This window comes from Bacillus sp. FJAT-45350 (assembly GCF_002335805.1).
Taxonomy (GTDB): Bacteria; Bacillota; Bacilli; order Bacillales; family NISU01; genus FJAT-45350.
The window spans coordinates 1,088,902-1,111,534 of the sequence record NZ_NISU01000001.1; the positions used below are offsets into that span (position 1 = coordinate 1,088,902).

Below are 22,633 nucleotides of genomic sequence, written 5' to 3' on the forward strand. Positions count from 1 at the left end.
TAATTAATGGTAGAATATAGATAGTGTTTCATTCAAGGCTAGGAGGAAGATGTCTATGAGAAAAAGAGTTCATTTCTTATCTCATGTGTTAGCAGTGGGATTCTTCACTTTAATGGTTGTTATAGACTTCTTCCCTGATATAGGCATCAATATGTCGATAGGGGTAGGAGGGGTTGTTACCTTTATTGGGTTAGCCGTTCTCACTCGACAAAAGGGAGAGCCAGTCTTCCATTCAAGCAGACAAGAACTTATTTATACTGTACTTTCGGGTATTTACTTTTTCTCATTATTACTATTGCTAAGTTTACTTGGGGGAGTCTCTCAGAATGGTATTGGATTAACTAATCCAGTCCTATGGGGGCTATATTTGCTAGGACTTCTTGTTTCCTACAACAAGTATAAGAAAGAGTTACAGCAAGGAAGTAACGGAGAAAGGGAGACTTTTCAATGAGTTCTTACTGTGAGATGGTATCCCTATGCTTATAAGAGCGCAATAAAAGAAGCGATAGCAACACACAGCTATCGCCTCCTTTCCTTTTTGGTAGCAGTATCTCACCTAAGCTAAGTTGGAGACTTTTCTGCTCTACCAGACTTAATAAGCCAGTTATGTTGAATTACCTCAGTGAATGTCAATAACACTGCTGTTAGAATTGCCCCAAAGATTGTGACAGAGGCAGTAGGAAAGATTAGGGAAACAAAATAGACAATTAAGACGGCTGATACAAAATCAGTAAGGGTACTTAACCAAAAAGTGCCTTTTCTTAAAATAAATATTTCCATCGTATGTGCTAAAACGGCAAGAACGAGTCCGACAATAATTGCTTGAAATACATTGGCATAATAAACATTTGGGAATATAAGAAAAGCAATCATAACAGTAATAGGACAGATAAAAACTTTCAACACAAATCCAAGCATTCCAATTCACCTCCTTAATAAGCTTATTATTTCTAATTTGTGTTTTTTTATTATCACCCGACAGAAGACTCCCTCTTCAGCCCAACGATACATCGGTATTGAAAGTAATAAAAGTAATAAGGTTTACTTCAGTAAAATAAGGTATATTATATTTGTTGAAGAGATTCTCTTTAAAGACAAGAAAAGTAGGTGAACAAAGTGGGAAAATATCAATTGGATGCCAAAAGTCATTGTGACAAAGTTTCATGAAAAACAGACGCCTGCCAAATTTGATAAAAAGCAGCAACTTGAAAAAATACGTGCGGAGTATTTGAAAAAGAAGCAAAAACAAACAGATAAATAATATGAATGAAAACATAGGAAGACTAAAATCTCCCTATGTTTTTCTTATTCGAAGTTTGACTTCGCCAGCAGAAATTCTTAACACATTATCAAGAAATAAAACGTTGCAAGTTGCAAGGTCAATGAAATAATTTATAGAACTAACAACTGGAACATTTTTGTTGTTACATAAAAGAGAAGGACAATATCCAAATGATTCCAGTCAAATAATTACATTTGAAGCTTCTGTTAATAAGGAGTGACATTCTTTCTTATTCAACAAACGGAGGCTTTACTAAAACACCAATGGTTTGAAGTAATTCAAAATGATATAATTAGATAAAATATTCATGAAAGAGGTGATGGACATCATGAATACTGCTAAGGAACGGTTACTAAAAATTATTGATGAAATTCCAGAGCAAGAAGTCGATAAAATTTTAGACTTTGCTGAATATTTAAAGGCAAAAAAAGAAAGAAGTTTATCAGAAGATTTAACCAAAGCGAGCGAAAGTAGCATTGATTTTTGGGATAATGATATAGATGATGAGGTTTGGAATGATGCATAAACAAGGTGACATTGTTTTAATTCCAGTACCATTCAGTGACTTATCAAATAGAAAACAACGTCCTGTTCTCATTATTTCAAACGATGATTATAATCAGATGACTGGTGATATTCTTGTTGTTGCTATTACATCACAATTAAAAGACCTTGATTATTCAGTCGTGATTGAACAAAAAGACTTAGACGAAGGTACTCTTAAAGTTACATCAGCAGTGAGAGCAGACAAAGTTTATACACTTTCTAAAGGAATTATCAGAAAAAGATTTGGCAAAGTGAACACAGAAGTATTAAATAGTGTACGAATTAAAATAGAAAACTTAATAAAATAGTAATTAATACTTGTGTAGATGGGCTGCGATAAGCAGTCCTTTTTGGTAAGCAAATGGGGCTACCCAAAGTGTTTTAATTTGTAATTGGTTCAGCCATCGCATATGGAGGGGTAATTGTCAGTAGTTCTGTGACAACTGTTATTGGATTTATGCTCATTTTATTGAGCTTAGTAATAATGTTCTTTCGTGCAGAAAATAAGAGAGAATCAGTAAAGTATTCAATTCTCTCTGTATCAGTGGTAACATATGTATTTTTCTTTTACATTTATTGAAGTAACGGGAACGAAGAGTTTTATATAAAATGTGGTATTTAGGCTGAGGAGCGATTAACTTGTATTTATATCATAAAGTAATGAAACAAGATAGCGGTGTCTATATAAGCCCACAGAGTACCTTAGAGAAAGGATTGAACGTTAGCACAGTAACAAGGTGGTACACAAATGGCGGTAGCTTATTCCCTGATATTACAGACCATTACAAACCGATAAATTCACCAAAATAGATTGATTTTAAAATTGCATTTGGTGCAGAGTTTGAGCCACCTACCAAACCTTATTTTAGATTTGATAAATTCACCGATAAGATATTAGTTTTTAATGCTTGTTCCTTTACGTATGTTTCCGTTCCATCTGGTCTAATTATTCGATGTTCCACTTCGAAAGGTAAACCATTCCATGAATTTTGAACTTCTTCATTAACAAAATCTCTTTCTTCAGGTGGAATCATTTTCAAGTATTTTTCATAAAAAGTAATTTATATTTCATAAAAATATCTACCATTATTTCACATTTAAGATTTATAATAAATTTAAATTAGCTAGTTTCCGGACATCATAATAGTAGAGAAGAGGTATGATTATATTGTTTAAACTACTTTATAAGCCTGATTTTCAAATTCCCTCCAATGGAATTGATGAGATTGAAGAATTGGTAGTAGGTGGCGTGAATCAGAATATTTTAATTCAATCTTATAATAAATCGAATCCTATTTTATTATTTTTACATGGTGGGCCTTCTTTGCCATTCCCTGGTATCTCATCAAGGGGCAGAGACTATACAATCGTCACGAACACAAAAAAACTTGTGGAAAATTATACATTGGTATTTTGGGATCAGAGAGGGACAGGAAAATCGTATAGCAAAAACATACCTCAAGAAACTATGAACTTCAGTCAATTTGTTGAAGATGGAAATGAAATTACAGATTACCTTATTAGTAAATTTAATAAGGAGAAGATATACCTTGCAGGTCACTCTTTTGGCTCACTGATAGGCATGTACCTAATTTACCAATATCCAGAGAAGTTCTATTCTTACATAGGTTTATCACAAATTATTGATTGGACAGAAAATGATAGATTGAGTTTGAAATGGCTTAAAGAGGAGGCAGAAAAAAGAAAAGATTTTAAAGCTATGAAAGAGCTTTCAGCTGTTGGTCAACCTCCATATATAGAAAGCTTCGAGCAATGGGGGGTATTAAGGAAATGGCAAATGAAATATAAAACAATGTTTTATTCTGATGATGAGACTAAAATTCCTGGACTATTTAAAATTGCCTCGGATATGTTTTTTTCTAAAGACTATAGTTTTGGGGAAATAGTAAATACATTTTATAAAGGATTTAAACTGATTTATACAGTTGAATTTATAAGGAATATTCCATCTATTAATATCCAAAAAGATATTTTAAGTTTAGAAGTACCAGTTACTTTTATTCACGGTAAAAAAGATGTCCATGTACACTCTGAACCTTTAATTTCTTTTTCAAAAAGTATCAAAACAGAATATCAGCCACGAATTATATGGGCTGAAAAATCATCGCATGTGTTTCATCCTGATGACACTAAAAAAATAGAAAATATAATAATAGAAGAATTAAGATATTCATTAAATTAAGATGAGAGAATTACAATTTAGATATAGTGTTAGTCACATCGGAGGACTAAAGAGCTTGTCGAAGATGAAAAGCCATTTGATTATTTACCTGAATGGGAGCAAAAAATAGAAGACATTACATCTAGTACTATTTTAAGATGTTGAGGTGCCATGAATATGAATATTCAATTCCATGACCATATATACTCTGTAACATATAACGGTGAAACCATCTCTTTGTTACGTAAAGAGTATGCTCTTTTAAAATATTTATACAATCATGTAAATATTTATTTTACTAGAGGTGAATTACTCGATGCTGTCTGGACTCTAGAAAATCCGAGTGACCGTACAGTTGATGATCATATTTATCGACTTAGAAAAAAACTTAGACCTTGGCAACATACTTTGAAGATTGAAACAGCTAAAGGGTTTGGTTATCGATTTACTGTAAAAACACCTGTAGAGGAGCCATCTCCATTCGTAAATGACAAAGAGTTTAAAGATTTGGCAGCGCATTTATTAGCTAAATACCATCTATATGGTCAAGGTGAAGCACTTAAGACCATCATCCAACAGAAATCACTTGGGATAGAAGCAGATAAATCATTTCAAATATCTTTATTTCTAAACCAGGGAGATATCTGGAGATTTGTAAAGACGGATGATATTAGTTTTTCCGAAAAAGTCCTTATTTTATTTTACCTTTATATGCTTGTGGAAGAAAAGCGAGGAAAAGTACTCCCATTCTATGAAAAAGCTTTGCAAAAGAATCTATTTTCTGAAGAGACATGTGATGAAGCTTTCCTATTAGCACCGATTTATTTCGCTATGTTTTCTAGAGAGTATAAGAAAGCGGCAGAGTACTTAGAGCAATCAGAGAGAATCGTTACATCTAAAGAGCATGGTTTTTATTCTTTCCTGAGGTTAAGTGGCTTGATGTTGTCCTTATGTGCAGGAGAACATAAGAGAGTTATGGAAAGGATAGAAGAAATGGAGAACTTTTTCCTTAAGAAGCCATATCAAAGAGAAATGGGTCTGTTTTATATTCTTAAAGGCCTTTTTGCTATTCAAATGGGAGATAAGAAGAGAGGTAGAAAAGATATAGACCAAGGAATGGAGATTATACGTAAAACGCGATTTATGTCCCATGTTTTTTTAGGTCTCAATACGTGTTTATTCTTTTTTCAGTATCATATTGATGACCCTTTAACGTATGACATGATAAAGAAAGAATGGAAAGTGTTAGCTAAAGAATATCATTTTGAAAAATTAAAGCAAGAAATTGAAGCCCAACTTCGTTATAACCTTTAAAAAACTCTATTAAAATCTCATAGACAGTTAAAATATTATGCAACTAATGCGTGTCGGTATTCTACAGATGCGCGTTTTTTTATCATAAGGTATATTTAGAAAAGTTGTAGCCTCTGATATTCCTCTGACATTCACTCATTATGATAAAAGTATACCGAAAAGAAATGAGTGATACACAGATGACACATTCTTCTATATTGAAAAATACTATTTTTATGCGCATGTTTAGCTCCTATTCCATTTCTATGTTAGGGCGCTGGTTTGATATGGTCGCCATTATGATTTTATTTGGCTATGTGTGGGAAGTGGAGCCATTAATCATTGCGCTCATCCCTGTTGCTTATGCCTTACCTCATGCACTACTTAGCCAATTTGCCGGCATTTTGGCAGATAGAAATAGCAAAATTAAATTGATGGTTATAGCTGATGTATTAACAGCTGTATTTACAGTTGCTTTATTTTTTGCGCCACATCCATGGGTAGCCCTTACCATTTTACTGCTGCGGGCCACGTTAACTGTCATCCATTATCCGGCTCAGCAAGGGTTGATCAAAGATGTTGTAGAGGAGAAGCTAATTGTAAAAGCGGTTACGCTAAATGGGACAATGAATGAATTCACGAAAATTATGGGGCCCTTTATTGGAGGTTCTTTGGCTGCTGCGTTTTCTCCAAAATTATGTATTCTTATCAATGCCTTTGCTTATTTCATATCCGCCCTTATTCTATTGACCATTATTAAAAATAAACAAACTCAAGAAAAGTCAGCTGTAGACAAGGAAATGTGTTCTCAAACTCCCTTTTGGACTTCTTGGTGTGAGGGATGGTTGGCTGTTTTGAACAATAGAATTCTGGTGGTCAGCTTTGCTTTTTCTATCGTTGGGTATATAGGGATTCAAATAGTTGATGTTCAAATCATAGTCTTGTTTAGAGAGATTGCACCTAGTCGGCCTGAGCTGATTGGTTGGTTAATGGCCGCTTCTGGAGCAGGCGCATTCATTATGATGTTGGTTATGAACAAATACAACAAAGTAAAATCTTATGGCTGGACTTTTGGAGGGAGTCTCTCATTAATTGGCGTTGGTTTTGGAGGAGTCGGCTTTTTATATGTAGGGATCCCAAGTTATGTACCCATTATCTTAGGGTTTATCGCAGGTTTAGGTGTTGGATTGTTCACTGCTGGAATCAGTTATCTATTACAAAAAGAAAGCACCAAAGAGAATATTGGACGGATTTCAGGTATTTATAATTCGTTAACTGGAATGATTGTTTTGGTAGCACCATTAATAGGTGGAATTCTGATCAGCTTATGGAAGGTGAGTACAGTATATCAAGCCATTGGTATTTCCCTTACCATTATTGGGTTCACGGGAATTGTATTGAAACGTATTTTATGGAGACATGGAGTTAATGACGGGGAGAAAGCACATTTAAACTTTGTAGAGAGCACTCAGTCAATAGAAAATTAGTCAATCTAGATATATTAGTGAATTAAAATTAAACAATATTATTCTACAATCTGGAATTATTGATGAAGTCGTTTTCCTTGGCTTATTAACGGAAGCAATAGGTTTACAGTTGTTGGCGAGATGGAATAAGAAGCAAGAGATTAAAGGAGGTTTGTAAGGGGATTACTATGAGAGTTTACGTTAAAACCCGTACTCATTTGTGAGAAGAGCACCTAATAAATGCTTTTCATTGCTGTACATCGACACTACCATAAAGAGCCGCTTACTCCAAAAGTAATCGGCTCTTTCCTATTAAAGGAATAAATCAAAGAAAATAAAGTGATGTTCATACTCAGTTGGTATTTTAAGTGTATGGATAGGTAATCCTAAGTTATTAAAAAGAACTAAAGAGAGTTTATATAATTGAGGTGAAATTTTGATACGCTTTGGAATAGTAGGAACTAACTGGATAACGGACATTTTTCTAGAAGCTGCCTTTCAAGTTGATGATTTTACTCTATCTGCCGTTTATTCAAGAACGAAAGAAAAAGTAGAACAATTTGCACAAAAGTATTCATTGGAAAATACGTTTACATCCCTAGAGGAAATGGCTACAAGTGATCTAATCGATGCTGTATATATTGCTAGTCCTAACTCATTTCATGCTTCTCAGGCCTGTTTGTTTATGAACAATGGCAAACATGTCCTTATAGAAAAGCCAATGGCTTCGAATGTAAAAGAAGTTCAAATGATGATTGAAGTAGCAAAGAAAAACAACGTTCTATTAATGGAAGCTGTTAAATCAACCTTTGTCCCGAACTTTCAAGCAATAAAAACTCAATTACATAAGTTAGGACCAATACGAAAATTTGTCGCATCTTATTGTCAGTACTCTTCTCGCTATGATGCATATAAAAATGGAGTAATACTAAATGCGTTTGATCCTGCTTATTCTAACGGTTCATTGATGGACATTGGTATTTATTGTATTTACCCTTCTGTTGTATTATTTGGTAAACCTAAGCATGTGAAAGCAAGTGGCTATCTGTTATCATCTGGAGTTGATGGAGGAGGAAGCCTTCTACTAGAATACGAAGAAATGCAAACAGTTGTAATACATTCTAAAATAACAAACTCCTCACTTCCTTCAGAAATACAAGGAGAGCTTGGTACGATGATTATTGATAAACTAAATCCTCCTGAAAAAGTAGAAATAAAATATCATGATAGCACGTGCGAGGTTTTATCGCAGCCTCAGGTAAGTAACTCGATGTATTACGAGATTGCACATTTCATTCATTTACTTAAGAGCAACAAGTCAAAATCAGAGTTGAACTCCCACCAAACTTCCCTACAAACTGCGATGATTTTGGAAGAAGCAAGGCGACAAATTGGTGTGGTCTATCCAGCCGATAGGAATTAATTTGTTAGAGCTATAAATTTCATAGTAGACTCTGATAAGAATATGGAATAATTTAGGATGTGAGGGTTGCAATTTTGTAATCCTCTTTATTTTACAATTAGGTTAACAAATTGATAGCCTGAAAAGGAAAGTAGCAGCTCTGCACATTGCATATTAGGAAATTTATAAAACGGTTTCTTAACAAATAAGGTCAGATTAGAGTAAGCACCTTTAGATTCTTATTTGTTTACCATCAAACTTTGTGAAAGTAAAGCCCTTAAAATCCTCGTTATACGTTTTCCTGTAATCACGAAGGATTTCGATCGCTATTGCTTCTCCAAGTCTTAACCCATTAATACCGCTCGAACGGTAGTGTACGCCAGCTGCATCCCGCCCTATCGATATATTATAAGCAAGTTTATTTAACTCTCCTCCAATAGTAAGAGTCCCATCAAAAGACATTAAAGATAGCCCATCACTACTTGCTACGACAGGTTCGGGAATAACAAAACTTTCATTAAAAAACGCTTTTAGCATTGTTACCGTTGCCCCTATAAAACTAGAATGTCCTGCTGGGTAGGAAGGATGGGTAGGACTGCCTTCCGGATATGCCTGTGGCAGCAGGTATGTGCCATATCTTTCAAAAGTTAACGCTAATGCTTCGGAACTAAGGACCTCGTGATGGATAGGGTAATCAGCAGCTCCCGTTAATTTATTATGAATACGACCGCCGAACGCCTCCGGACGAAAACGCCGGTGGACAAGCCATTTTTGAAACCATGCTGCTAGTAAAGCTGGGCGAGCGGCTCTCGTCACAAAATCTAAAGCGTGTGGCGCACCAAAAGTGGCCAATCCAACTTGGGTGTCAGAATCAAGGTAAGGATTATTTGGATCTATTGCTTCTGGACCATACTCTAGCAAGATAAAAAAAGTACCTAAAGCACTTTCTACAGAAACATCATTATGAACATACTGTCCTAAATCTCGGTGATTTCGAATATACCGAGGCGTAGGGTCAAAATTACTACTCGTTGGAGGAGCTTCTCCATTTTGAACCGCTAACCAGTCTTCATAGGAGGTTAAATGATCATCTCCGCCTACAGTTGTACGATAGCGTTGAACAATATTTGTTCCAACATAAGGGATATTTTTCCATAGAAACTGGGAGACGTATGGTCCGACCAAAGCTCCTGGAAGGTTTTCACGGTATAAGGTCTGAGGTGTAACTTGGCCATTGATTTTTGGGCCGCGAAAACGGGATAAGCTAGATAGTTCCTGAGTAGCCGCAATTGTTAGAGGGTTAGTTTCATATTCATTGAAGGGAACATCTCTAGTAAGTGCCTGCCAATAATCTTCAACCATTTCACCAGCTAATTGTGCACTACTAAAGGGTGGAGGAGGCGCAAGAACCAATTGGTGGCTATCAGGTCCCACTAATTCATAAGCATAAGCAGCCTGTGGGTTGACAAGCTTTCTAGCACCTCCAAGTGGAATATTCTCAAAATTATTGGGGTCCCCTGAATCTAATGCGGCAATATATTTATTGTATGCATTCAGGTCTACCTCGCCCAGTTCATTGTGGGGTAATCCCTTGGAGTAATTAGCAATTTTTTTAGGAAACCTTTTTGAATCCCCATTACTTAGATGTTGCCGTATTGGTACTTTTTTATAGAATAAGGCCGCTTTCGTTCGGATTCTAAAGGCCTTAAACTTTCTCTGAGAAAGGGACAGTGGTCCTAATACTCGTACAGGCTTATATTTCTTCAAAAGTATCACACCTCTTCTGTCTGTTTTCTTTATCCGTATATTAAGTTTATGAGTAAGTACCAAGGGTATGAACTGAAAGCCTAGTGAAATCGTAGATATTTGGAGACCATGGAAATGGTTCGTGTCCCTGCCTGCTTCAATAAATTTACAAATATAATAATCGTTCATTTGCATGTAGGAAAAGAACACTAACAATTAAAGGAGAATGAAAATTGAATACTATATATCACGAAAATTATCATCGAAATAATTCAAGATGAAAGAATTCTGCCAGGTCTAGGTTTAGGCGGCCCAGGTTTTGGTATAGGTAGACCATTTGACGATTACTGTGCAGCAACTAAAAAGGATAGGTTAAGCATATATAATTACAGCCCTCCTACCCTTCTTCTTTTACCTTTTATAATGCGTCACCTTATATTTTAGGCTTATTATAAAAGGTTTTAATTATTTAATTGACATTTAATATATCCCCTGGATCTTTGCCCATCACAGTGACATCTTAATAACTTTCTTATAATAAATCACAGATAGAATGCAGAAAACCGAGTAAAGTGCTGCATACAATCCCATGACAATAATCATCGGTGTCCATAGCTCTGTACCGAAAAAGAACCAGCCTGATTTGACGGCAAAGTAGCTGTGCAAAAGGCCAACTACAAGAGGAATACCGAAATTGAATAGCTGCTTTCCTAGTATTCCTTGCAGAAGATCTTTTTGTGTAAAGCCTAGTTTTCGCAGGATTTTGTAATTTGGTTGTTCTTCGTCGCCTTCTTCTACTTGTTTAAAATAAAGAATACATCCTGATGTGATCAAGAAGGTGAGGCCGAGGAATCCGACACTGAACATCATAAAGCCCATATTCATTTTTTGCTGGCGAGCTTCGGAGTATTGAGAGCTATTGCCAAAGTCTTGACTGAGTGTCATGCTGTGAAAAAGTGTATCAGCTGCTTCCACTGTTTCTCTATCATTTAATGTAAAGCCAATATAGATAGAGGAATCTAGCTGAATCTCTGGATTTATATCATTTTCGAGTGCTGTAAATGTCGTTTCATTCACAATAGCTGCAGGCAATCCTCCAGTAAAATATAGAGGCAGCACACTATCATTAAGTAATCCGGTATACTCTTGACTGAAAGCTGTCGTGAGTCCGTGGAAAGTGAGTGTTCCTGAATCTTGCAAGTTTAACAGCGTCCGCATCACATCACTAAATCCAGAGAATACCGTTTCGTATTGAGTTACTACAATGTCTTCTACATGACGGTCACTCATAACGGCCATTCTCATTTTGCTTCCGTAAAACGGCAAGTTCTCTATCTCACTGCCCATAATTTCTTGGATATCAACTTCCACTTGAAGTACATCAATCTTTTGTTCACTGTAGGAAATACCGCTTTCCTTTAATACCTCACCGAAAGCCTCTGCATCCTCTGTTGTGATAAATGCGAAATCAGTTGGTGCAGTGTTCTCGGCATTTTTCTCAGCTGAATAGTAGGAGATATAGCTTAAGGAGAGAAGACCGATTGCAAGTGCTGATACGGTGGTGATAATGGTAAGCAGCATCGCATTTGATTTCATGCGAAACATGATTGAAGATAGTGACATTACTTGATTAATGTTTAAGTATCCGCCTTTATTTTTTCTAATTATGTTAGCAATAAAGCATACAGAACCTTTGTAGAAAAAATAAGTCCCGATAATCACAGACGCTAAAATAAAGATCATCGCAAAGAATAGGTTGTTCATCGAAACAAAACTTCCATCAAAAAGCCTCGCCGATACATAGTAACCAGCCACTATTAATGTTATCCCAAGAAGCCCAAACAAGATTTCTACGATCGAAATCTTTTTCACTCTGCTTTCAGTTTTGCTCTTCACATGAAATAGCGACAAGATGCTTTGATTCTTAATAAAGAGATAGTTCATTAGCGAGATCAAAAGATAGATAGCGCCGAATACGAGCAATGTTTGGATAAAGGCATGGCCAGAAAAATAGAGAGAGGCAACGGCATCAACGCCCGTTATTTTAAATAAGGTCATGGCTACTAATTTTGAAACGGCAAAGCCGATAAACGTTCCGATTAATAGTGAGCCAAAATAGAGTAGTAAGTTTTCAGCACTTAGGATAATGAAAATACGGTTTTTCGTCATTCCAATGAGCTGATATAAACCAATCTCGCTACTGCGTCTTTTAATAAATAAATTATTTGCATATAAAAGAAACACGGCCACAATCGCGATAAGGAGCACAGATGCTGTCCTGATGGCGGCTATTCCTCTAATCGAACCAGATGCCCCGTCTATTGAAGGATCATATTGCAAGGTGACGAACGCAAAGTAGAGGGCGGCACTAAAGATGAGAGCAAACACATATAAATAATAGCTCTTAAGGTTTTTTTTAAAGCTGCGGATAATAAGTTGATTAATGCTCATAGTGCACCCCGCCTAATACTCCTTGAGTCTTCATAATATCCTTTAAGAATGTGTTACGGCTTTCTTCTCCTTTGTTCAATTGGGTATAGATTTGACCATCTTTAATAAAAATAACACGGCTGCTGTAGCTTGCTGCAACAGGGTCGTGAGTAACTATCACGATGGTTGCCTTTCGCTTTTCATTTAAAGTGCTTAATTTACCTAGTAAATCAGACGCTGCTTTTGAATCAAGAGCACCAGTTGGCTCATCAGCAAATATGATACTTGGGTCGTGAATGAAAGCTCTCGCCGCAGATGTTCTTTGTTTTTGGCCACCTGATATTTCATGGGGGTATTTGTCCGCTATCTCTTCAATTCCAAGGTCTGCTGCCACCATTTGAAATTTCTCTAGTGCTTCTTTTTTGGCAGTATTTGTGATCGAGAGGGGTAATAAGATATTTTCTTTTACTGTTAACGTATCAAGTAAATTATAGTCTTGAAAAATAAACCCTAAATGATGCTTTCTAAATTCCGCGAGCTTCTTTTCTTTACTTTTAGTTAGTTCCTCACCTTCGATTTTTAAGGAGCCATGGCTTAGGCGGTCAATCGTTGATAACACATTTAGAAGAGTTGTTTTCCCTGACCCCGATGCACCCATGATCGTAACAAATTCCCCTTTTTCAATGCTAATATCAATCCCTTTTAAAACCTCTTGTCTCGTGAATTTATTTCCGTAGCTTTTATGGATTTTTTTAGCTTCAAGTAGATTCATATAAAAGTTCCTCATCTGTTAAGATACCCTTATTGTATCTATTCCTGTCCTTGAAGTCCTTTTATTATCCTAACAAAAAAGCAAAAGCGAGTGACATTTTTGTCACACGCCTAGTATCTGGAGAAATCGATTCTCTTTTGAGAAGGTAAGGGTAAAGGTTGTCCCTCTTCCAACAGTTGACCGAACGGAAATGTAAATGCCGAGTGGGGTGGCAGCCTTTCTTGCTAAGTATAAACCCATGCCTGTAGCATGTTGGTCCTGATGCTTGCTTGTTGACGTAAAGCCTTTATCGAAGATTCTTGGCACATCACGCGGGTCTATTCCGCGGCCGTTATCTGCAACAGTCAGGATCGTTTGTCCCATTTGTTCAGCCGATTGTATCGAAATTTCAGAACCATCTTTGCTGTATTTTACAGCATTTGTTAAAAGCTGACGAAGGATAAAGGACAGCCATTTCGCATCAGTGAGCACATGTGTTGAAACTAATTCTACATCAAAGCCAATACCCTTTTTTAAACACCAAGACCGCAACATATGAATTTCACTGTAAAGAATTGACTCTAGTTTTACGTTTTCAATGTACAAATCATTTTCAATGAAAGGTATACGCTTTTGATGTAGCTGTTGATCAAGCAAATAGTGGATTCTTAACCATTCATGCATGAGCTCGAATTTTGATTGGTGATCTTCCGTACGGTCAATGATGAAGCGCAGAGCTGTTAATGGTGTTTTCACTTCATGAATCCAAGAAAGCAGCTCGTCCTTCTCTTGTTCAAGGAGATGCTTATTCTTAGAGGATTCTTTTTCGAACTGATCGATTGGAGAGGTGATCTGCTTATAAATGAATGATTCAAATGGGCTATTTGGTTCAGGAAGACTTGTAATATCAGTCGTAGGATCCCGTACGTCAAGCTCTTTAAAAAATGAAGTTTCTTTGAAATAGCGAATAACGACAAACAAGGAGAAAATCACTAGTGATAGAAATACATAATAGAACATAGAGTCAATGGAAAGAGAGGGGTCTAGGTATGCAAGTATTAAAGCAATCAGCTGCAAAAGTACAATCAAACTAATCCAGCTAATTCTCTCCATCAAGAATTTCTTAATCATTTTTCCACCTGCTCTATAGCACTATATCCTTGCCCAACCTTTGTTTCAATACCATTTGCCAGTCCAATATCAGCTAGTTTTTTACGAAGTCTGTTTACATTCACCGTTAACGTATTATCACTAATAAATCGCTGATCATCCCACAGCAGGTTCATTAAGTATTCTCGGCTGACAACCTTATTTTTACGTTCAACAAGTAACTTCAAGATCAATATTTCATTTTTAGTAAGCTCGATCATTCCCTTTTCATTTGATACATGATTTCTCTCCAGGTCAATCGTTGCACCCATCCATATCTTCAGGTCTGAAGTGATGGTACTGTAGTTATATACACGACGCAAAATGGCTTGGATTTTTGCGATTAGTACTTCAAAGTGAAAGGGCTTTTGAATGAAATCATCTGCACCTAAATTCATCGACATCACCATATCTGTAGGATGATCGCGTGAAGATAAGAAGACAATCGGAACATTTGAATGCTCACGGATCATGCGGCACCAATGAAAACCATCATATTTAGGAAGCTGAATATCGATAATCACTAAATCTGGATGAATCTCAGCAAAGCTCTCCATGACACTTTGAAAGTTTTTAACCCCAAACACTTCATATTCCCAGTCTATAAGCCGGTCTTTTATCTCTTTAAATAGAGTAGCATCATCTTCAATTAATAATATCTTAAACAACGTAGTCACCTACACTTTCACTAAAAGTATAGCAAAAACATAAGCGAAGAGGGAAATGTGGTAGAAGGTAAATAGAATTTAAGGAACTTGATTTAGTTGAACAAGAGCTATCATTTATCAATATCTTCATTATTAGGTGGCTTGGTGAAAGGATTTTTATACTAGAATACTCAGTTTCAACGGTGGGGCTTTTGCAATATATATGTAAATTACAGACTTTCCGAACGGGAAAGCCCATGCAGGTGCGATAGCACCCCCTTTAGGTATGGGATGAGAGTGAGGCTAGATAATTGAAGCACACAAAACCTTAGGGTTTTGTGTGCTTCAATTATATGAAAATTCCACTCTCTATTTTTTGTTTATATGTTGTAGTATACATTTAAAACTGATAAAATTTGTATATGAATGAATACAGACGAACAAGCAAAACCGTATCATTGATTAACTATCATTTCGTTTTTTGTCCGAGATACAGAAGGAAAATATTCCTTCGCGCGGATGTAGAGAAACGCTTTAAACAGTTGGTACAAGAAATAAGTGATGAATTAGAAATTATCATTGTCGCTTTAGAGTGCGATGAAGATCATACGCATATTTTTCTGAACGCGCTACCAACACTTAGTCCTGCTGATATTATGGCAAAAATTAAAGGAGTGACTTCTAAAAAGTTGAGAGAGGAATTTCAACACCTTCGACATTTGCCAAGTCTTTGGACACGATCCTATTTCGTTTCTACTGCAGGAAATGTTTCAAGCGAAACGATTAAACACTATGTTGAAAATCAGAAAAAGCGAAACTAGAAAGAAAGGAGTAGAAGCCTATGGCAAGAAAAAGTACACCTACGTATACAATCGAATTTGCTTTAACGATTCCTATTTGGCAACAACACCGTCTAGAAAAGAAATTCAAAATCGCTAGAACCATCTATAATTCTTGCCTAGGCGAAGCTCTGAAACGACATAAATCAGTCAAAGGCGATAAACAATATCGCACATTACTTAGTGAACCTAAATCAAAAGAACGTGATAAACGCCTGGCTGATATACGCTTATCTCACGGTTTTTCCGAATATGGTCTACATCATTTTGTAAAGCTAGTTCAGCGTAAGTTTAGAGAACATATTGGAAGTTTCGAAGCTCAAAAGCTCGCAACGAGAGCCTTTCTAGCTGTGGAGAAACTCCATTATGGACAATCGAAAAAAGTACACTTCAAATCGTTTAACGATGATATTTCTGTTGAAAATAAATCAAATACAACAGGTTTGAGGTACGCCGATGGGAGCGTTCTCTGGGGTGATAAGCCAACAAAGAAGAATCCTAAGCCTAAGAATTGGCTATGTATGCCTATCTCACCTAGAGCTCATGATGAATATGCACATCTAGCTTTAATGGATAAAACAAAGTATGTGCGTCTGTTAAAACGCGAAATACGTGGAAAGAAGCGCTATTTCGTACAACTTATCCAAGAAGGGTATCCACCAACAAAACGTAACCGTAAGATTGCTGAAGATGAAATGAAACGAGTTGGTCTTGATATCGGTACATCTATGATTGCAATAAGTAATCAACGTGTTGTAGAGCTTCGGGAACTTGCACCAGAATGTAAAATAGATGAAAAAAAACTTAGGTGTATTCAACGTAAAATGGATCGCTCGAAACGAAATACCCACCCTGACAATTTCAACAAAAATGGAACAGTCAGAAAAGGGAAATTAACCTGGAATTTTTCTAACCGATACGAGAAGTTGCGTCAAAAACGAAAAGAACACTATCGGAAGATAGCTGTTCATAGAAAAATGTCACACGAAAAACTAGCGAATGATATTTTGTCTTTCGGTTCTGATATACGTGTTGAAACCATGCGGTTTCAATCTCTGCAAAAACGCTCTAAAAAAACCACTCAAAATCAAACGAATGGAAAAATTAACCGCAAGAAAAGGTTCGGTAAATCAATTTCTAATCGTGCTCCAGCCATGCTACTCGCCATTATTGACCGAAAACTTGGATATCAAAGAAGCTCCATAAAGAAAGTAGATACTTATGCTTTAAAAGCAAGTCAGTTTAATCACTTAAATGGACAATATAATAAAAAACATCTCTCAGATCGCTGGAATGATTTTGGTGAATTCCGAGTTCAACGTGATCTCTATAGTGCTTTTTTGATAGCGAACACAAATGAGAACCTCAATTCGGTTGATATGAACTTATGCAACGCACAATGGCAGCGTTTTATTGAATTGCATAATCAAGAGATTGCCCGACTAAAACAATCGTCAAATAAACTATTGCGTTGGTTTGTCGCATAAAAACAAATCTGATTGGTCGTGACAACGCCCAAGAGAAGTCGGAACGATAAGCACATCAAGAGTCTTTTGATAGGCTTGTTGAGAGAAGTGCCTTGCTATACGCAATACGTCCGTTAATGTTCTAGGAGAAAGTACACCAGTGCTTTGGTAGAAACTCTTTCCGAAAGGAAAGATAAGGGTACCGTTGAGAAGTGTAACGGATACTATGTATCCGATGTTACCCTAGAACCCCACTGCTTTAGCTGTGGGAGTTGTCAGATGTTGAATTTTGATAGCTGTAAAAATATAAATAAACCCACGTAAGAAATCACATGAGTTTATTTGGTATATTATTGTGACATAAACATTTTGTTACGGACTGCCGATTTGACGTTGTCTTGTTGGCAAGATATAACCGATAATAGCACCAACTAAAGCTGGTAAAATCCATCCAAGACCAATGTCGTAAAGAGGTAAATAATTAATGTAGAACAATTTAACTGCTTCAAGTAATGGCACAGTCGCTCCAGGTAAACTATTCGCTAATGCACTGTAACCGTCTATAATACTAACGAAAAAGGTTAAGAACATCGACGCGGCATAAACACTTTGCTTTTTAGAAAATAATGGTGAGAAGAGTGCTGATAATATAAGAACAATAGCTAGTGGGTACAAGAGCATTAAAACCGGCACCGCGAATTGTATAATATTATTTAAGCCGAAATTTGCAATTGTGAATGATACAAAACATAGTATGAACACGAACCATTTATAGCTAACCTTTGGTAATAATTTATGGAAAAATTCACTGCAGGCGGTAATAAGTCCGATGCTCGTTTTTAGACAAGCAAGTACAATAATAATTCCTAATAAAACGGCACCATATGAACCAAAATAGTGTTGAGAGACAGCTGAGAAGATCAGACCACCATTATCAAATGTACCGATTGCTGTTACACTCGATGCGCCCATATACGTGATAAGACCGTAAATAAGCATCATTAGCCCCATCGCGAAAATGCCTGATTTCAATGTAGCCTTTGAAATATCTTGCGTATCGGTAATACCTTGCCTCTTAAATGCATTGATGACAACAATACCGAAGGCGAGGGAAGCAAGAGCATCCATCGTGTTATAACCCTCTTTGAAGCCTGTCATAAATGCCAATTGAATATAGTCACCTGTCGGGTTACCAAAGGTACCCATTGGCTTAATTATGGCAATTCCTATTAAAAAGAATAAAAATACTAAAAATGCTGGTGTTAAATATTTGCCTATATAGTCCATAATTTTCGCGGGATTCAGTGAAAAATAATAGACAATTACAAAAAATAGAAAGCTAAAGATTCCAAGCCATAAGCTAACTTGTTCTGGATTGATAAATGGTTCAAACCCAACAACAAATGGGACTGTTGCTGTACGTGGAATGGCGAAAAAGGGACCAATTGTTAAGTAAAGAGTGACTGCGAAAACGCCCCCAAATATTGGATGTACCCGACTAGCTAAATCACGAAGTCCATTACTTCCAGATAGCCCAATAGCTAAAATCCCTATAAATGGTAGACCGATCGCTGTTACTAAGAAACCTATTAATGCTGGCCAGAAGTTCGTCCCAGATTGTTGTCCTAGCTGGATAGGGAAAATTAAGTTGCCAGCACCGAAATACATTCCAAATAGCATAGTACCAATAATTGCATATGTTGAAAACGGTATTTTTTTTTGCATAAATAATGTGCTCCTCATGATGTAAGTAGTTTTCTCTTTAAAAAATATAATAATATCAATCTTTTTATAGAGATACAATACATTTTAATATCCTATGTTTAGCACCACCTTTTCTGACTCGAGATTCGCATCCTTTTGATAGAATAATAGATTGTTTATCCGGAAGAAGAGGAAATATATAAAGTGTTATTGCCCCTTTAGAATTATGGTTGTTGAATAAGGATAGAACCACTGTGGTTTTAAAATATCATGGAGGCTAACGGGGGCTTATTTGAAGAAGACTACCAAAATAGACACGTTTACTGCGCAATACAACGATACAAGGTAACGGAATATAGTTTGTGTGGCTAACTGAAGAACAAGTTGAGGATAATCTGGGGATTTAATCAATATGTATATGTTGAGAATTAACCTAGTTGCTAAACAAGACTTGTTAGAAATTAAGGAGTATATTACTAAAGAAAGAACTCAAGAATTTTACGCGACACTCTAAATCTGGGTGTCTTTTTTGTGCACAAAAAGGATTTGGGAATCAGAATAGGTATCTGAGTTCGCGAAAAATCAGAAAATAGCTTTATGGAGTAAACAGCATTGAACATTAATATTTCTTTTAAAAAATTTTTTTCTTATGAACGATTCGTCAATGGTAATCGTCTTATGATTGGAACAGAAGAAAGGGGTTTTCTATGGAACATGAGGAGGACGGAGTGTTAATCGAAAAAGCACTTGATGGCGATGATGATGCGTTCGCTCAGCTTTTTCACCGGTATTATTCATTTTTATATAAATATTTAGTAAAGCTAACACTTGATGAGGAATTGAGTGGTGACATCGCACAGGAAACAATGCTGAAATGCTATACACATTTATCCACGTATAAGGCAGAGGGGAAGTTTTCAACCTGGATGATTTCAATTGCATCTAAGCACTATATCGATTTGCTCAGAAGAAAAAAGCGTGAAAGAAAATGGTTGGATCAAATAAAACACACCCTTTCACGCCAGATGTCCTGGCAGGCAACTATACAAGGGATGGAATGGAGCGATGTGTTTTCCGATTTTAATCAGCTCGAAGCCGATGTAAGAGTGCCGATTTTGCTGCACCATTACTACGGGTATACCTACGAGGAAATCAGCAAAATCATAGGGATTAAGGAAGGGACGGTCAAATCGCGTGTGCATAACGGTTTGAAAAAACTGAGGAAGGAGTGGGATGATGCGAAGGAATGATGAAGAGAATATCAATCAGTTAAAGCGCGATTGGAAGCAGTTTGATGATTTAGGCGAGGAATATGTTTCGATGGTCGAAATTAAGGATCAGCTCAATCTGTATCATGAAAAAAAGAAAAGAACGTTTTACAAAGAATTGGTAATTTTTTTATGCTCCGCTTTTGTTATATTGAGCGCCTTTACTTTAAGTTATTTACGAGCTCCAGGTCTGTTTATCGCCATACAAGTTGGGGCAAGTGTACTAGCACCGCTTTTCCTTTTCGTATTGGCTAAACGCAATAACAGGAAAGGGAAGGTTCTCTTATGACAACAGTGGAACAGTACATTTTGATTCCAATCATAATTATCACTTTATTGATACAGAGTACACTTCTTTTTATTCATGCAAAGAAACACGGAAGCTTTGCATGGTTTTGGGGGATTTGGGGACTTATTCAATTTCCACTCCCAATAGTGTTTTATTTATTGTTTGTGGTGTGGCCACGAAGAAGAAAACAAAAAAAACGAAATAAAATGGAGAGATGAACATGGAAATGTTACAAGAAATAAATTGGCAGTTAGTAGCGCCACTTATTGTGTTACAAATGATACTAACGGTAGTAGCCCTTGTTAGTTGCCTCAGACAAGAAGAAACAAACGGACCAAAATGGATGTGGGTGTTGATTATTTTATTCGTAAATCTACTAGGAGCCATTCTATACTTTATCTTAGGTCGTAAAAATGGATAGGAGAGATCTAAATGCTCGTTTCTGTTACTGATTTATCAAAAAATTTCAAGGAACATAAGGCAGTGAAACACATCTCGTTTTCCATTGATAAAGGCTGCTGCATTGCTTTACTTGGGCCAAACGGCGCTGGGAAAACAACAACTTTACAAATGCTAGCGGGTTTAGTCACACCGACAACAGGAAAGATTCAGTTTGCGGGACATGAGAACGGCGATTACCGTTCACTAATCGGTTTCTTACCGCAGCATCCATCTTTCTTTAATTGGATGACACCAAAGGAATTTCTTCAGTTTGTAGGAAATCTGTCACATGTCCCGAAAAAACAGCTGACTGCTCGCATTGATGAGACATTGGCATTTGTCCGTTTAGAAGAGGTAAAAAACAAGAACATTGGTGGTTTTTCTGGAGGAATGAAACAGAGGTTAGGGCTAGCGCAAGCCTTGCTTCACGAGCCAGAGCTATTAATATTAGATGAGCCCGTTTCAGCACTTGACCCAACAGGAAGACGTGAAGTCCTTCAGCTTATAGACAAGCTAAAACGTGAGATGACGATTTTGTTTTCAACCCATATATTACATGATGCTGAACAGGTTTGTGAGGAGATTATGATGCTTAAGGATGGAGACTTAAAATGGCTTGGCACGCTTGAGCAATTAAGGAAGGAGTTTGATTCATTAGCGATTAAGCTTCAAACGCGAGAACCACTTAAAGGTGTGTTAGAGGATGCAAGCTACATTGATAAAATTGACTATCAAGACCAGCATACAGCTACAATTACGATGAATGATATGGGAAAAACGAATGAATTATTGCATCAGGTCATCTTAAAAAATCGAACGGTCATTCTCTTTGAAATGATACAAGACACATTGGAAGACGCATATATGAAGGTGATGGAGCGATGAAAATTTTTTTAACTCTATTTACGAAAGAAATGAAGGAAAGCCTTCGCAACGGCAAGTTGATATGGCTTCCTATTGTTTTGATGATCATTGGGATTTCACAGCCTATAACAAGCTATTATATGCCGCAAATTCTTGAAGCAGCGGGAAACCTCCCTGAAGGAGCGGTCATTGATATTCCAATCCCAACTGGCGAAGAGGTGCTAATAGGGACGATGTCTCAATATGGGATGATCGGAACATTGCTATTTGTTCTCGCCACGATGGGGGTGATTACACAAGAACGACAAAACGGCTCGTTAATGCTTGTTATGGTTAGACCGGTAAGTTCCCTTCAATATATTTCTAGCAAGTGTGCAGCCCAGCTCATTATTTTGCTTACTGCACTAGCAGCAAGTTATCTGTTAACTTGGTATTATACAAATCTCCTGTTTAATCCAGTCCCATGGGAGACGATGGTAGGCAGCTTTGTTGTCTACAGTCTTTGGGTTGTATTTATTGTTGTTATGACCGTTTTGTTTGGAACACTGTTGAAGAACAGTGGCGGCATTGCAGGAGTGAGTGTCTTGTTGCTAGCAGCAATAAGCTTAGTGACAACACTGTTCCCTGCATATACACAATGGAGTCCTGGCAATCTTCGCGCCCAAGCTTCCGTAATTTTACTTGAGGGACAATGGGTGAGCTCAGTTTGGCAGGTTGTATGGAGTACGCTGGGGCTATCTGTTGTATTATTTGGGTTGGCGGTGTATTGCTTTAAACGACTTGAGAGATTTGGACATTAACATTAAACTTTATAGACAAATCAAAAAGTTCCAGCAGTTTTATTAATTGCTGGCTCGGGTACAGGTGA

23 protein-coding genes are annotated in these 22,633 nt (G+C 36.8%); 15 read left to right on the forward strand and 8 right to left on the reverse strand.

Going from position 1 to position 22,633, the window contains the following annotated elements; all coding sequences use genetic code 11:
• Positions 1-55: 55 nt before the first annotated feature.
• Positions 56-451 (forward strand): hypothetical protein, encoded by a 396-nt coding sequence (locus tag CD003_RS05440; protein WP_096199963.1) that lies wholly within the window; start codon positions 56-58, stop codon positions 449-451.
• 110 nt (positions 452-561) lie between these two features.
• On the opposite strand, the gene CD003_RS05445 is transcribed toward CD003_RS05440, so the two are convergent.
• Positions 562-918, reverse strand: a complete 357-nt coding sequence (locus tag CD003_RS05445; protein WP_096199965.1) for a DUF2512 family protein — start codon at positions 916-918, stop codon at positions 562-564.
• A 217-nt stretch (positions 919-1,135) separates the two neighbouring features.
• On the opposite strand from CD003_RS05445, the gene CD003_RS22190 reads away from it, so the two are divergent.
• From CD003_RS22190 to CD003_RS05460, 3 genes are all read left to right on the forward strand, one after another.
• Positions 1,136-1,261 (forward strand): hypothetical protein, encoded by a 126-nt coding sequence (locus tag CD003_RS22190; RefSeq protein WP_257008367.1) that lies wholly within the window; start codon positions 1,136-1,138, stop codon positions 1,259-1,261.
• Positions 1,262-1,610: 349 nt separating this feature from the next.
• On the forward strand, positions 1,611-1,808 hold the full coding sequence (locus CD003_RS05455) for a DUF2281 domain-containing protein (protein WP_096199966.1): 198 nt from the start codon (positions 1,611-1,613) through the stop codon (positions 1,806-1,808).
• Entirely contained in the window at positions 1,798-2,136 is a 339-nt protein-coding gene (locus tag CD003_RS05460) for a type II toxin-antitoxin system PemK/MazF family toxin (protein ID WP_257008191.1), read from the forward strand. The genes CD003_RS05455 and CD003_RS05460 overlap by 11 nt, the downstream gene beginning before the upstream one ends.
• Positions 2,137-2,688: 552 nt before the next feature.
• Here the strand turns inward: CD003_RS05460 and CD003_RS05465 are convergent.
• The gene (locus tag CD003_RS05465; RefSeq protein ID WP_096199970.1) at positions 2,689-2,862 is read right to left on the reverse strand and encodes a hypothetical protein; all 174 of its coding nucleotides are present in this window, start codon (positions 2,860-2,862) and stop codon (positions 2,689-2,691) included.
• A gap of 134 nt (positions 2,863-2,996) precedes the next feature.
• Between CD003_RS05465 and CD003_RS05470 the strand changes: the two genes are divergently transcribed.
• The 4 genes from CD003_RS05470 (at position 2,997) to CD003_RS05485 (ending at position 8,192) form a co-directional block, all read left to right on the forward strand.
• Positions 2,997-4,031 carry an alpha/beta hydrolase gene (locus CD003_RS05470; protein WP_257008192.1) on the forward strand — a complete coding sequence of 345 codons (1,035 nt, stop codon included), beginning with the start codon at positions 2,997-2,999 and terminating at the stop codon, positions 4,029-4,031.
• A gap of 156 nt (positions 4,032-4,187) precedes the next feature.
• Complete coding sequence (locus CD003_RS05475; protein ID WP_179295443.1) at positions 4,188-5,324, forward strand: winged helix-turn-helix domain-containing protein; 1,137 nt, start codon at positions 4,188-4,190, stop codon at positions 5,322-5,324.
• 179 nt (positions 5,325-5,503) lie between these two features.
• Entirely contained in the window at positions 5,504-6,790 is a 1,287-nt protein-coding gene (locus CD003_RS05480; RefSeq protein ID WP_179295444.1) for an MFS transporter, read from the forward strand.
• A 415-nt stretch (positions 6,791-7,205) separates the two neighbouring features.
• Positions 7,206-8,192, forward strand: coding sequence for a Gfo/Idh/MocA family protein (locus tag CD003_RS05485; protein WP_096199978.1), 987 nt, complete (start codon positions 7,206-7,208; stop codon positions 8,190-8,192).
• 210 nt (positions 8,193-8,402) lie between these two features.
• On the opposite strand, the gene CD003_RS05490 is transcribed toward CD003_RS05485, so the two are convergent.
• From CD003_RS05490 to CD003_RS05510, 5 genes are all read right to left on the reverse strand, one after another.
• Positions 8,403-9,947 (reverse strand): vanadium-dependent haloperoxidase, encoded by a 1,545-nt coding sequence (locus CD003_RS05490; protein ID WP_373558531.1) that lies wholly within the window; start codon positions 9,945-9,947, stop codon positions 8,403-8,405.
• Between the two features lie 477 nt (positions 9,948-10,424).
• A complete protein-coding gene (locus CD003_RS05495) occupies positions 10,425-12,368 on the reverse strand; it encodes an ABC transporter permease (RefSeq protein WP_096199980.1) in 1,944 nt (647 codons plus the stop codon).
• Positions 12,358-13,119: an ABC transporter ATP-binding protein gene (locus CD003_RS05500; RefSeq protein WP_096199982.1), complete on the reverse strand. Its 762-nt coding sequence runs from the start codon at positions 13,117-13,119 to the stop codon at positions 12,358-12,360. Before CD003_RS05500 ends, CD003_RS05495 begins: the two co-directional genes overlap by 11 nt.
• A 102-nt stretch (positions 13,120-13,221) precedes the next feature.
• On the reverse strand, positions 13,222-14,229 hold the full coding sequence (locus CD003_RS05505; RefSeq protein ID WP_096199984.1) for a sensor histidine kinase: 1,008 nt from the start codon (positions 14,227-14,229) through the stop codon (positions 13,222-13,224).
• Entirely contained in the window at positions 14,226-14,915 is a 690-nt protein-coding gene (locus CD003_RS05510) for a response regulator transcription factor (RefSeq protein WP_096199986.1), read from the reverse strand. The genes CD003_RS05505 and CD003_RS05510 overlap by 4 nt, the downstream gene beginning before the upstream one ends.
• Before the next feature lie 401 nt (positions 14,916-15,316).
• Here CD003_RS05510 and tnpA point away from each other — a divergent pair, with 401 nt between their 5' ends.
• Together tnpA and CD003_RS05520 are read left to right on the forward strand one after the other, a co-directional pair.
• On the forward strand, positions 15,317-15,715 hold the full coding sequence (gene tnpA, locus CD003_RS05515; protein ID WP_096199987.1) for an IS200/IS605 family transposase: 399 nt from the start codon (positions 15,317-15,319) through the stop codon (positions 15,713-15,715).
• 20 nt (positions 15,716-15,735) lie between these two features.
• Complete coding sequence (locus CD003_RS05520) at positions 15,736-17,220, forward strand: hypothetical protein (protein WP_096199989.1); 1,485 nt, start codon at positions 15,736-15,738, stop codon at positions 17,218-17,220.
• A 351-nt stretch (positions 17,221-17,571) separates the two neighbouring features.
• On the opposite strand, the gene brnQ is transcribed toward CD003_RS05520, so the two are convergent.
• The gene (gene brnQ, locus CD003_RS05525) at positions 17,572-18,924 is read right to left on the reverse strand and encodes a branched-chain amino acid transport system II carrier protein (RefSeq protein WP_096199991.1); all 1,353 of its coding nucleotides are present in this window, start codon (positions 18,922-18,924) and stop codon (positions 17,572-17,574) included.
• Positions 18,925-19,610: 686 nt separating this feature from the next.
• On the opposite strand from brnQ, the gene sigY reads away from it, so the two are divergent.
• From sigY to CD003_RS05555, 5 genes are all read left to right on the forward strand, one after another.
• Positions 19,611-20,153, forward strand: coding sequence for an RNA polymerase sigma factor SigY (gene sigY, locus CD003_RS05530; RefSeq protein ID WP_096199993.1), 543 nt, complete (start codon positions 19,611-19,613; stop codon positions 20,151-20,153).
• Positions 20,140-20,460 (forward strand): YxlC family protein, encoded by a 321-nt coding sequence (locus CD003_RS05535; RefSeq protein ID WP_096199995.1) that lies wholly within the window; start codon positions 20,140-20,142, stop codon positions 20,458-20,460. The genes sigY and CD003_RS05535 overlap by 14 nt, the downstream gene beginning before the upstream one ends.
• Before the next feature lie 220 nt (positions 20,461-20,680).
• Positions 20,681-20,881: a PLD nuclease N-terminal domain-containing protein gene (locus CD003_RS05545; protein WP_096199998.1), complete on the forward strand. Its 201-nt coding sequence runs from the start codon at positions 20,681-20,683 to the stop codon at positions 20,879-20,881.
• 11 nt (positions 20,882-20,892) lie between these two features.
• Positions 20,893-21,786: an ABC transporter ATP-binding protein gene (locus CD003_RS05550; RefSeq protein WP_096200000.1), complete on the forward strand. Its 894-nt coding sequence runs from the start codon at positions 20,893-20,895 to the stop codon at positions 21,784-21,786.
• Entirely contained in the window at positions 21,783-22,565 is a 783-nt protein-coding gene (locus tag CD003_RS05555) for an ABC transporter permease (protein WP_096200002.1), read from the forward strand. Before CD003_RS05550 ends, CD003_RS05555 begins: the two co-directional genes overlap by 4 nt.
• Positions 22,566-22,633 lie beyond the last annotated feature (68 nt).